Annotated in this window: 13 protein-coding genes; 5 read left to right on the forward strand and 8 right to left on the reverse strand. The window is 41.6% G+C overall.

Annotated features, from left to right (window positions below; all coding sequences use genetic code 11):
• The first annotated feature begins 47 nt into the window (after positions 1-47).
• A complete protein-coding gene (locus EL242_RS04130; protein WP_126301609.1) occupies positions 48-1,442 on the forward strand; it encodes a surface lipoprotein assembly modifier in 1,395 nt (464 codons plus the stop codon).
• A 50-nt stretch (positions 1,443-1,492) separates the two neighbouring features.
• Here the strand turns inward: EL242_RS04130 and nudF are convergent, their stop codons facing one another.
• From nudF to EL242_RS04150, 4 genes are read right to left on the reverse strand one after another with little or no spacing between them, the layout of a single operon-like run.
• On the reverse strand, positions 1,493-2,113 hold the full coding sequence (gene nudF, locus EL242_RS04135; RefSeq protein ID WP_126301610.1) for an ADP-ribose diphosphatase: 621 nt from the start codon (positions 2,111-2,113) through the stop codon (positions 1,493-1,495).
• Positions 2,114-2,122: 9 nt separating this feature from the next.
• Entirely contained in the window at positions 2,123-2,542 is a 420-nt protein-coding gene (gene psiE / locus EL242_RS04140) for a phosphate-starvation-inducible protein PsiE (protein WP_126301611.1), read from the reverse strand.
• Positions 2,543-2,551: 9 nt separating this feature from the next.
• Positions 2,552-3,274: a 4'-phosphopantetheinyl transferase family protein gene (locus tag EL242_RS04145; RefSeq protein ID WP_126301612.1), complete on the reverse strand. Its 723-nt coding sequence runs from the start codon at positions 3,272-3,274 to the stop codon at positions 2,552-2,554.
• A gap of 5 nt (positions 3,275-3,279) precedes the next feature.
• A complete protein-coding gene (locus EL242_RS04150) occupies positions 3,280-3,708 on the reverse strand; it encodes an EamA family transporter (protein ID WP_126301613.1) in 429 nt (142 codons plus the stop codon).
• A gap of 167 nt (positions 3,709-3,875) precedes the next feature.
• On the opposite strand from EL242_RS04150, the gene nhaA reads away from it, so the two are divergent.
• Complete coding sequence (gene nhaA / locus EL242_RS04155; protein WP_006250335.1) at positions 3,876-5,066, forward strand: Na+/H+ antiporter NhaA; 1,191 nt, start codon at positions 3,876-3,878, stop codon at positions 5,064-5,066.
• A 76-nt stretch (positions 5,067-5,142) separates the two neighbouring features.
• On the opposite strand, the gene panF is transcribed toward nhaA, so the two are convergent.
• The 3 genes from panF to metJ are packed head-to-tail and all read right to left on the reverse strand — an operon-like array spanning position 5,143 to position 7,155.
• A complete protein-coding gene (gene panF, locus EL242_RS04160; protein WP_126301614.1) occupies positions 5,143-6,567 on the reverse strand; it encodes a sodium/pantothenate symporter in 1,425 nt (474 codons plus the stop codon).
• On the reverse strand, positions 6,560-6,790 hold the full coding sequence (locus EL242_RS04165) for a YhdT family protein (protein WP_126301615.1): 231 nt from the start codon (positions 6,788-6,790) through the stop codon (positions 6,560-6,562). The genes panF and EL242_RS04165 overlap by 8 nt, the downstream gene beginning before the upstream one ends.
• A gap of 47 nt (positions 6,791-6,837) precedes the next feature.
• Positions 6,838-7,155: a met regulon transcriptional regulator MetJ gene (gene metJ / locus EL242_RS04170; RefSeq protein WP_126301616.1), complete on the reverse strand. Its 318-nt coding sequence runs from the start codon at positions 7,153-7,155 to the stop codon at positions 6,838-6,840.
• A 155-nt stretch (positions 7,156-7,310) separates the two neighbouring features.
• Between metJ and EL242_RS04175 the strand changes: the two genes are divergently transcribed.
• From EL242_RS04175 to EL242_RS04185, 3 genes are all read left to right on the forward strand, one after another.
• Positions 7,311-8,057, forward strand: coding sequence for a VacJ family lipoprotein (locus EL242_RS04175; protein ID WP_126301617.1), 747 nt, complete (start codon positions 7,311-7,313; stop codon positions 8,055-8,057).
• 92 nt (positions 8,058-8,149) lie between these two features.
• Complete coding sequence (mpl, locus tag EL242_RS04180; protein WP_126301618.1) at positions 8,150-9,514, forward strand: UDP-N-acetylmuramate:L-alanyl-gamma-D-glutamyl-meso-diaminopimelate ligase; 1,365 nt, start codon at positions 8,150-8,152, stop codon at positions 9,512-9,514.
• A gap of 159 nt (positions 9,515-9,673) precedes the next feature.
• Entirely contained in the window at positions 9,674-10,663 is a 990-nt protein-coding gene (locus EL242_RS04185) for a virulence RhuM family protein (RefSeq protein ID WP_126301619.1), read from the forward strand.
• A 47-nt stretch (positions 10,664-10,710) separates the two neighbouring features.
• Here EL242_RS04185 and EL242_RS04190 read toward each other — a convergent pair whose 3' ends face one another.
• Positions 10,711-11,865, reverse strand: a complete 1,155-nt coding sequence (locus EL242_RS04190) for a cytochrome-c peroxidase (RefSeq protein ID WP_126301620.1) — start codon at positions 11,863-11,865, stop codon at positions 10,711-10,713.
• Between the last annotated feature and the right edge of the window lie 216 nt (positions 11,866-12,081).

Consider the following 12,081-nt stretch of genomic DNA (forward strand, 5'->3'; position numbering starts at 1 on the left):
ATAATATTCAATGCCGTTTAATCTCTTAAACGGCATTCTTTTTTACTATGTACAAAAAACACGTTCTATTTTTACTTGTTTCGCCTTTGGTCATGGCGGAAACGGTTGAGTTTCAGCAAGATCCTAAAGAGTTTGATAATCGGCGACAAGCGGTCAAATTTGAGCAAGAAATTGCAAAAAAAGATTTAAAATCAACCGCTTACTTGGAGGAAGATAATTCTCTTAAAGGTATTGAACAGCACATTAACCAAGCGATTCTTAGACAAGATTGGGCGAAGCTGGAAAGGCTGCTTGGCGATTATGCAAAGCAAGAGCAATTTGATCCGCTACTTTTAGACTATGCTTTGGCGGCATTGGCTTATGCTAAAAAAGATTATCACTCTGCGGCGTTTTATTATCAGCAGTTGCTGAAAAAACAGCCTGATTTAACCTACCCTCGTTTTGATTTGGCTCTGATTTTAAAAGAGGATTATCGCTACAGGGAAGCAGAGCAAGAATTTAAGCAACTCAAAACCGATGATTTACGCAATGCGGTGAACAGTGCGTTGGCTCAAATAGAGGAAGAAGAGAGCTGGAAGCCGGATTTTTACTTGCAATATACCCAAACCAACAATGTGAATAATGCTTCTTCGTCGCCAACGGTAAATGTAAACGGGCGGATTTTTATTAAAGAGTCAGACAGCTTGCCGCAGTCGGCGAAAGGCGTAAGATATGGCGTTGGCTTGAGTAAAATGCGAAACATCGGCGGAAATCATTTTGTGGGAGTCGATCTTGGCTATAACGGCGTTTATTACTGGAATAACCACGATTACAGTGAGCAATCGGTCTCGTTAACGCCAAAATATAGCTATAGAACGGCAACTTATCGTATAGGGGTTTCGCCCTTTATTGAGCAGAATTGGCTAGGTAGCTCACGGTATAACTATCAATTTGGTAGCAGTATCAACGCAGTTAAACTTTTTGAACGTGGGATTATTTCAGGCTCATTCAGCCACCTGCAAAAACGCTATCTTGAAAAGCATACTGCCGACCGTTACAACGGCTATCGCAACCAACTCACGCTAGGCACGCAATGGCAAGCGGTCAAAAATGGGCGATCTTTTGCAAATCTTACCGGCAGCCGTGAAATTGCTCAAGAAAAAGCCCAATCTTCCAATAAGTGGCTGGCAACCTTTGGCGTAATTTACCAAACACCAAGTTGGGCAAGTTCGGTAAGTGTCGGATATGGCAAGCGTTATTTTGCTGATAAACATTATCTGTTTGGCTATAAACGCCAAGATAAGGAATATCAAGCGAATGTGGCGGTGTGGAATCGAAGTTGGCACTGGCATGGGATTGTGCCGAAATTAAATTTCCGCTATCAAAAAATTGACAGCAATATTGCCGATTTCTACTCGCGTAGCAATAAAGAACTCTTTATGACGTTAGAGAAAATGTTTTAAGGCTTTGTATGAATATCGGGGCGAAAATTTTCGCCCCCATCAATATTAACTTAATTGAAGTTTTGGTAATTTAACTGCAACCATTGTAGCCCAATTACCGCAATTACATTATCAATCGTGCCGTCTTCCACCCATTGATATGCCTGTTCGCGGCTAACCACGTGAACCAAAATGTCTTCGTTTTCTTCTTCCAGTAAACCGTGTACCTCGCCGGATTTTACTTTGCTGCTGTCAATTAAGCCGAGAAACAGGTGCAAGCGTTCCAGTTGTCCGCCGGGGCTGTCCCATACGCTTAGGGCGTGTTGCACTTGTGTTACTTCCAAGCCGGCTTCTTCTTTGGCTTCACGTATTGCCACTTCTGCCGGCTCTTCGTTGCCTTTATCTACCATACCGGCAACCAATTCCAGCAACCAAGGGGATTTTTTATGCCCTGAATCATAGGCACCGATACGCACTTGCTCAATCAGCACCACGTTGTCTAAGGTAGGATCGTAAGCAATTAAAGCTGCCGCTTCACCTTTAATTAAGAGTTCACGCACCACTTCACCGCTCATTTCACCGGAAAACAGTTTGTGGCGGAAAGTGATCTTTTGTAGCTCAAAATGTCCTTTATACACGGTTTCTCGATTCAGAATTTGCAGATCATCGTGCTGATATTGGGTTGGTTTCATATTCTCTCCTTAACTTTTATGTAAACGGTCGGTATGTACAATATACAATGCAATAATCATCACTAAAATAGAGAGGGCAAAAAGTAGCGTATGCATTGCATTAGAGTGATCAACAATAATCAACCGAACCATCGCAGTAATGCCGATATACAAAAAGTAGCGTAGCGGAAAATGGTAGTTCGATTTGAAATATTTCACAATCAACGCAAGAAACTCAAAATAGAGGAAGAAAATCACAATTTTTTCCACAATTTGGAATTTTTCACTGTCGCTAAAAGAGAGTTCGTAGAGTGAATAGGCTTCGGCAAATAGTGAATAAGAGAGCAACGCCCCTGCTGCAAGCAAGGCTATATTCATAATCCATTGAAACGTTTCGGAAGCGATTTTGCCAAAACTGGAATGGTGTTCTTCTAAAGATTTTTTAGGCATTCGTTATCCTTAATTAACATCGTAAATAAGCGATTGGCACTTCATAGGCTGAAACTGCCCCTGTTGCCAACAGTATAATAAGGGTTCAGATAATAGCATATTTTGCGGTTGCTGATAGAAGTAGCTCAAATAGAACGGCAGTTCGCTCACAAAATGCAGTTTTCCGCTCGGACAATGGGCGGAAAAGATCTGTTTTTCTAACGGTAAATGTTTTACTTCGGACAGTTTCACAATCCCTACTCCTTGCGATTTTAAAACGGCTTCTCGCAAGCACCAGCTCAAATAAAAGCGTTCGGCGAGGTTGCTTAGAATGGGGGAGGGGTGGGCTAATAAAACATTTTGTTCTTCAGTGTTTCCGTAATGGCAGATTAAATCGTGGTAACGTCTGATTTTTTGTGGGTGTTCAATATCAATGCCGACCGCTAATTTTGCAAAAGAATGCGAAAAAATGACCGCTATCCATTCCCCGGAATGGCTGATGTTGAAGTCAATTTGCTCGGAATTGACAAAAGGGCGACCGCTTGGGAAACGTTGCATATCAGCTAATAAACCTAAATCCAGCCGGTGTTTTTTAAACAATTCTGTCAGCAGAAACAAGGCGGCTCGGCGGCTTTGCCATTTTTGCACCTGCTTTGTGGTTAAACCGCTCGGCATTTCAGGATAGGCGAAATCATTCGGCAATACTTCTTGCCTATGAATAAACGCAATTTCAATATTTGCAAAATTTTGCATAAAAATCACCGCTTGAAGGCAAGTAACAGTACACCACCGGCAACTAAGCCAATACCGAGCCAATCTTGCCCGCTTGGTCGTTCGCCTAAGAACACTACGGCAAAAATAGTGACTAATACCAGGCTTAATTTATCAATCGGAGCAACTTGGGAGGCATTGCCCATTTGCAATGCTTTGAAGTACGCCAACCAAGACAAACCTGTTGCCAAGCCGGATAAGATTAAAAACAGCCAGTTTTTGCTGCTCAAACTGTTTAACGGCTGCCATTTTCCGCTGTAAGTGAGAAAGGCAATAAGCGCAATAATAATAACTACCGTGCGAATAAAAGTGGCAAAATCAGAATCTACGCCTTGTAAGCCAACTTTGGCAAAAATGGCGGTTAATGCTGCAAAAAGTGCAGAGGCTAATGCCCAATAGAGCCAATCGTGTGTCATAACAAAATTTTAATATTTTAGGTTAATTTCTAATCAGATGGAGCAATAAAATGCGAGTTAGTTCTAGTTTATCAAATTTTCTATTTGATCTTCGCAAAATCTTTGGTAAAAGATGGAATGTATAGAAATGAAAATACAATAAACAAATATTAATAGGAGAAAGTTAAGTGGAAAAATTAAAAGAATTTTTAAAATCTGAAGCCTCAGGAGGCGTACTGCTTCTGGTTTTTGCTTTTGCAGCAATTGTGTGTGCCAACACATCCTTAAGTGATTTCTATTTTGAGTTTTTACAAACGATTGTTAGTGTACAGTTTGGTGAATTTGCCTTGAATAAACCGCTATTACTCTGGGTTAATGATGGCTTAATGGCAGTGTTTTTTACGTTGGTGGGGCTAGAAGTAAAAAAAGAGTTGTTTGAAGGTTCGCTTTCAAGTTATAAGAAAGCCATTTTCCCGGCGATAGCAGCAGTAGGTGGTATGATTGTTCCAGCGATTATTTATTGGGCAATTAATCAAAACCACCCTGAATATCATAATGGTTGGGCAATTCCAATGGCAACTGATATTGCCTTTGCGGTGGGCATTGTGGCGTTATTAGGCACTCGTGTGCCATTGGCTTTAAAGGCATTTTTGTTGGCATTAGCGATTATTGATGATCTAGGAGCGATTGTGGTAATCGCCATTTTCTACTCGCAAGAAATCAGTGTGCAAGCCTTAACTATTGCCGCGATTGCGATTATCGGCTTAGTGCTACTTAACCGCTTTAAAGTGACCTCACTCTGTGCTTATTTGGTAGTAGGCTTAGTGCTATGGACTTCCGTTTTAAAATCAGGGGTTCACGCTACCCTTGCCGGCGTGATCATCGGCTTCTGCGTACCGCTGAAAGGTAAACATGGGGAACGACCGGCAGAGGAGCTAGAACATATTCTTGCCCCTTGGTGTGCTTATATGATTTTACCGATCTTCGCCTTCGCTAATGCCGGCGTTTACTTATTAGAAATGGGAATGGAGCAACTCTCATCACCATTGCCGTTAGGTATTGCGCTCGGTTTAATTATCGGCAAAACCTTAGGTGTATTCGGTTTTAGTTATTTAGCAGTATTATTCCGCCTTGCCAGTCTGCCGCAAGGGGTTAATTTCAAACAAATTTTTGCCATTGCGGTGCTATGTGGTATCGGTTTTACCATGTCGATGTTCTTGGCAAGCCTTGCCTTTGATGTAAGTGAGGCTGGGGAAAGTATTACCGCTCTAGCTCGATTAGGTATTTTACTCGGTTCTGCGGTTTCAGCGATTTTAGGTTATACGTTACTTAGAATGGCGACTAAGCAGAATAATCCAGAAAATAATGCCACTTATTAACCACAAGCGGTTGAATTGAGCGGAAATTTTGCAAAATAGGCATAGTGGATTTCCATACCACTATGCCTATTTTATTTTACACCTTAGGAGCAAATCGGTTGCCGATTATAAAAGCAATCAAACCAATTAGCAGTGAAGGCACAATGGCGTGGAAGCTGAAAATAGCAAGCTTAAAGGTGGTCATCAGCACATAACAGCTTAAGCCTGCCAGCATTGAGCAAATAGCACCGGTGGCATTCGCTTTTTTCCAATATAAACCCAGCACAATTACCCAAAGGAAAGTTGCTTCCAAACCACCTAAAGAGAGTAGGTTTAGCCAAATTAACATCTCAGGTGGGGTTAGGGCGGCAAACACCAGTAATACAGTGAAAGTAAGAGTAGTAATAGTGGAGAACAATTTGATTTTTTTCTCGTTATTAATGGCATTCGGCTTAATTGCCAGATAGAGATCTTTAATTAAGGTTGAAGACGACTGAATCAACATTGAGTCAATCGAAGACATAATCGCTGCCATTGGGGCTGCGAGGAAAATACCGGCAACCACCGGTGGTAGCACTTGTACCATTAGTGTTGGAATGACTTGATCCGGCACTTTGAGATCAGGCACAACCGCTCTGCCTAATACGCCTGAAAGGTGCATTCCAAACATTAGAATTGCAATGACTACCGTGCCGATAATCATTGCTCGGTGCAAGGCTTGGCTGTTTTTGTATGCCATACTTCTGACCGCAATATGCGGTAAGCCGATTAAACCAAAGCAAACCAATACCCAAAATGAAGTCATAAAGGTGAAATCAAGCGGGCGTTCGTCAATGCCGTAAGGGGTGGTAAGTTGTGGGTTAATGGCTTCAAGGGTGTTCATTGCATTTTCCACTCCGCCTGCGGCATAAATTACGCCTACTAGCAAAATAGCTGTACCGACCATCATAACCAAGCCTTGAATGGTATCGGTTAGCACTACCGCCCTAAAGCCACCAATGAAGGTATAAAACCCGACAGTCACAGCAAAAATCATTACCGCTGTTTGGTAAGGGATTCCGAGTGTGGTTTCAAGTAAGCGACCGGCACCGATAAATTGCACCGTCATCATCGCAAAAAACGAAAGTAATAAGGCTAGTCCTGCAATCCAAACCACAAATTTGTTTTGGTAACGGGCTAACAGCATATCGTTAATGGTGACACTATTGTGCTTGCGGGCAAGTAAGGCAAATTTTTTGCCTAATGCACCGAGTGAGAGCAATACGGCAGGGACTTGAATCATTGCCAGTAACACCCAGCCTAAACCGTATTTATAGGCAGCACCCGGTCCGCCGATAAAGGAACTTGCCCCCACATAAGTGGCGGCGGTTGTCATTGCTAACACAAAGCCCGACATTGAACGCCCACCGATGTAGTATTCCGAAATAAAGCTCCCGCCTTGGCGTTTACGGTAAGCATAAAACGCCACGCCAAACACAAAAATTAAATATGCAATCAGCGGTAAAATCATTTCACTATTCATTATTCACCTCAAGATCGATATTTTTATATACTTTTTTCACTACAATAGTGGCAATTATGCTAAATAGCACAGGTAAGAAAATGCAAGAAAGTTCAAACCAAATCGGAAAGCCGAAAATGCCTCTGCCTTGCGGTGAAAAGTAAGCAAAACCTACCCAGCCGAGCAGATAAATCAGCGTAAGCAACACAGCCCAACGTGCTTCTGTTGTTAATTGTTGATACATAAAGTCTCCTTAAAACATAAAAAGAACCTCGCAGTTGCGAGGTGTGTCTAATATTGCCATTCGTCCGGATCTATTCCCAGCTCACGCATTTTTTGTTTTGCCGCTTCAGGGATTTCATCTGCCCTGTCTTTCATCAAGTCTTCATCATTCGGCAAAGGCTGACCGGTAAAGGCGTGCAAAAAAGCCTCGCACAATAATTCGCTGTTGGTTGCGTGACGAAGATTTTTGATTTGGCGACGGGTTCGCTCATTAGTTAAAATTTCCAATACTTTAATTGGAATGGATACCGTCACTTTTTTGACTTGTTCACTTTTTTTGCCGTGTTCGGCATAAGGGCTAATATATTCGCCGTTCCAGTCTGCCATTTGTTTGCTCCTTAAATGTTGCCTGTATTGTAATCAAAAGCGAACTATATCTCAATCTAGACGTCTAGATTTCTAGATGCAAAACGGCTTTTTGTTTTGTATTTTTTATCAACTTCGCTACAATGGGCGAAATTTCTCTGCAAAAGGTTCAATTTATGAAACTCAAACCGATGTTTATGCTACTCAGTGTGGCATTTTTAACCGCTTGTTCATCAAGCATTAACCCAGAAACCGGCGTGCGAGACGACCCACTTGAGGGGTTTAACCGTGCAATGTGGAAAGTCAATTACGAATATTTAGACCCTTACGTGCTAAAACCGGCAGCTAAAGGTTGGAAAGAGTATGTGCCAAGCCCGGTGAAAACAGGCTTAATTAATGTTGCCAATAACCTTGATGAGCCGGTGAGCTTTGTAAACCGCTTAATTGAAGGAGAAGGTAAAAAAGCGATGGTTCACTTCAACCGCTTCTGGATCAACACTGTGTTTGGTTTAGGTGGGTTAATTGACTGGGCAAGCTTAGACGATGGCTTACGTTTAAATAACGGACAACGTGGTTTAGGCGAGAGTTTAGGAACTCACGGCGTGCCTTCCGGCTCTTATATTATGATGCCGGCTTATGGAGCAACCACACCTCGTCAAGGTATTGGTAGTGCGGTGGAAACCGGTTATTCGGTGCTGACTTATGTTGGGTCACCTTGGTCTATCGCTAAATTTGTGGTGCAAGGGGTAGATACCCGTTCTAAATTATTAGAACAAGATGCGTTGTTAGAGCAAGCTCAAGACCCTTATGTTACCTTCCGTGAAGCTTATTTCCAAAACCTTGAATTTAAAGTGAAAGATGGCAATGTTGAGCAAAGCCAGCAAGAACAGCTTTCGGAAGAAGAGTTGAAGAATATTGATTAATTGATGTGAACGAGGGATGGTACGCCTCATCTAAAGCGTACTCTCTCCCACAAGGGGAGAGGGGATGATTCTAACATTTTAAATATAAAAAGATGAAAAAACATATCCATATTTTAGGCATTTGCGGCACCTTTATGGGTGGTGTGGCAATGATCGCCCGTGAGCTTGGCTATAAAGTGACCGGCTCAGACACTAATGTTTACCCACCGATGAGTACCTTTTTAGCCTCTCACGGTATTGAAATTATCCCGAACTACGATGTCGCTCAACTGCAACCGGCTCCTGATTTAGTGGTGATTGGTAATGCGATGAGCCGTGGTAATCCGTGCGTGGAATATGTGTTGGACAACCAACTCAATTACACCTCCGGCCCGCAATGGTTGCACGATCATTTGCTTAAAGACAAATGGGTGCTAGCGGTTTCCGGTACGCACGGCAAAACCACTACAACAGGAATGTTAGCGTGGATTTTAGACCAAAATGGGATTGATACCGGCTTTTTAATTGGCGGTGTTGCCGGTAATTTCGGCATTTCGGCTCGTGCCGGTAACAGTCCATTCTTTGTGATTGAGGCGGACGAGTACGATTCAGCGTTCTTTGATAAGCGTTCTAAATTTGTGCATTACACTCCGAAAACGCTGATTATCAATAATATGGAATTTGACCACGCCGATATTTTTGATGATTTAAAAGCGATTCAACGCCAATTCCACCATCTTGTTCGCACGATGCCACAAAGTGGTTGTATTTTGTCGGCAATCGCTGATCAAAACGTGCAAGATACGCTAAAAATGGGCAGTTACAGCCAGCTTCAATTTATTGGCGAACAAAATGAATGGTTTGCCAAGCCATTAAATGCCGATTGCTCACAGTTTGAGGTGTTTCACTTAGGCGTTAAACAAGGCGAGGTGCATTGGTCGATTATCGGCAAGCACAATATGCATAATGCTCTGATGGCGATTGCCGCCGCTCATCACGCAGGGGTTGAAGTGCAAGGGGCTTGCGAGGCATTAGGCAAGTTTGTGAATGCCAACCGCCGTTTGGAGGTGAAAGGTGAGGTAAACGGCATTACTGTTTATGATGATTTCGCCCACCACCCAACGGCGATAGAAGCGACCATTGATGCTTTGCGAGGCAAAGTCGGGAAAAACCAACGCATTTTGGCAGTGTTAGAGCCTCGTTCAAATACAATGAAAATGGGTGTGCATAAAGATGAAATAGCCCCAAGCCTACACGATGCCGAAGCAGTGTTTGTTTACCAGCCTGATATTATTGCGTGGAGTGTGAGCGAGATTACCAATGTGTTATCGCAACCGGCGTATTGGTCGGCAAATATTGATGATTTAGTCGATCTAATTGTCAAAGAAGCCAAACCCACCGATCACATCTTAGTGATGAGCAACGGAGCCTTTGGCGGTATTCATCAAAAACTACTTGCCAAATTAGCTGATAAGTAACCTTTACAAGCGGTAAATTTTTTACAAAATTTTACCGCTTGTTTGTATATCTCTCTATTTTTGTGATCTGCATCGAAAAATTCAAAATCATTTCTGGATATTTATACATGTTTTATTGAAAATAGCGACTAATATCTCTACCAATAAACAGAATAAAATATGAACGATTTAATTATTTATAATACGGAAGACGGCAAAAGCAATGTAGCCTTGTTAGTGGTTGAAAATGAAGCTTGGCTGACACAAAATCAACTTGCAGAACTTTTTGACACCTCTGTTCCAAATATAACCACACATATCAAAAATATCTTACAAGACAAAGAGTTAGACGAAAATTCAGTTATTAAGGATTATTTAATAACTGCCCAAGATGGCAAGAATTATCAAGTAAAGCATTATTCACTTGAAATGATTCTGGCGATAGGGTTTCGAGTTCGTAGCCCAAGAGCAGTACAGTTTAGAAAATGGGCAAACAGCACATTACGCACTTATCTCGAAAAAGGTTTTTTAATTGATAGCGAGCGTTTGAAAAATCCGCAGGGTCGTTTAGATTATTTCGATGAATTACTTGAACAGATTCGTGAGATTCGGGCAAGTGAATTGCGTTTCTATCAAAAAGTACGAGAGCTTTTCAAACTCTCTAGCGATTACGACAAAACAGATAAAAATACGCAAATGTTTTTTGCAGAAACGCAAAATAAGCTCATTTATGCAATAACCAAACACACTGCCGCTGAGTTGATTTGTCAACGTGCTGATGCGACTAAGATGAATATGGGATTAACTAGCTGGAAAGGAAAAGTCGTGCGTAAAGGCGATATTGTGATTGCGAAAAACTATTTAGATAATAATGAGCTGGATTCTTTAAATCGCTTGGTAATGATCTTTCTTGAAAGTGCCGAATTACGTGTGAAGAACAACCAAGATCTTACGTTAGGTTTCTGGCGAAGAAATGTAGATATGTTGATTGAGTTTAACGGCTTTCCTGTATTAGGAAATGGTGGAACAATCACGCATAAACAAATGGAAAGCTTTGTCAGAGAGCAATACGAAAAATTTGATATTCAGCGTAAATGTTTAAAACAGAAAGAGGCAGATTGGGAAGATTTGCAGGCATTGGAAAAGTTAGAAAGTGAGCTAACACGGTAGTTAAACGCAAGCGGTAAAATTTCCCCAAAATTTTACCGCTTGTCACCTTATTTTCTATACCGCTCATCTGTCAAGGTTTTTAAAAATGCTTCGAGGGCATCAATTTCTTCATCGCTTAAGGGTTTGGCTTTGAGTTTTTGGTGGGCGATAGTGGGTTCAAATTCTGCTTGTTGCCACGCCGTGCCGGTTTCAGGGTTGATTTTTCGCTCCGGGTTATTGTAGCTGTCTAAAAACAGCAAAACAGTCTTTAATTCTTTAAACACACCGTTGTGCATATAAGGTGCAGTCACGGCAACATTTCGTAACGTTGGGGTTTTGAATTTGCCTTTTTGTGTTTCATCACCTTTAACATTTGGGTTTTCAAATAAGCCTAAATCGACAAAGTCTGGTGCGAAGCCGTTAACCGCTATCAAGTCTGGGTTGCCGGGTACGCCTACATTGTAATAGTGATAGTTGCTAAAGGTTTCTTCTTGGTGGTTTGCAGCACTCTGTAATTGGTGGCAACTACTACAATTAGTTTGAGCTTTATTGAAAAATAAAGCTCTGCCTTTTTCTTCCAATGCAGTTAATTGTTCCTCGCCTTTTAAAAATAGATCATATTTTGAATCAAATGGAGCGAGAAGTTTGTTTTCTTGCTGGAATGTCGCAATCGCATCTTCCATTGCTGCATAAACGCTTTCATAACTTTCCCATACCTTTTCACCGTAAAATTGCCCTAAAAATCGCTGATACATCGGCACATTATATAATCTTTTGGCTACTTCTAATTTGTTAGGCATTCCCATTTCATTTGGGTCGATAGGCGGCATACCGGCTTGCTCGGCGAGATTTTTGGCTCGCCCGTCCCAGAACTGCCCGCCGATATATTCTTGACTTTGCTCATCAAAGTGGAACTCAGGAGAGTATTTCGCATAAAGCATGGTCGGGGAGTTGCGTTTGCCGAATTTGGTCGGATCATCTCCTTGTGAAACCACGCCTTTTGCCGGAGTAGTGCGGTTATCAATAAAGGCATAATCCGGATTATGGCAGCTGGAGCAGTTTTGTGAACCGTTGTGTGACAGCATATTGTCAAAGAATAGAATTTGTCCAAGTAGGGGCTTATTTATTCCTTCTGCCGGTATAGTTCGAGGTGCTTTTTCTAGTGCCAAAGTTACGCCGGAAAATAGAGTTAAGCTAAAGATTAGAGGGAAGAATTGGTTCATAAAAGCATACCTTTTTAACGATAACTACAGTGATAATTCAATAGTGTTGAACGATTATCCGTAAACCTTAGCTTATTTTAAAATTTCACTGCGTATAAATCTCCCCTCAAAATGAGGTAGTGGCTTGATTCAAATCAAGGTGTTTTGCATTATAACAAGCGGTCAGATTCCTCATATTATTTACAATAAATTTACACTCCAGAAGATGAATTATAT

The organism is Mannheimia haemolytica, from assembly GCA_900638155.1.
GTDB lineage: Bacteria > Pseudomonadota > Gammaproteobacteria > Enterobacterales > Pasteurellaceae > Mannheimia > Mannheimia glucosida.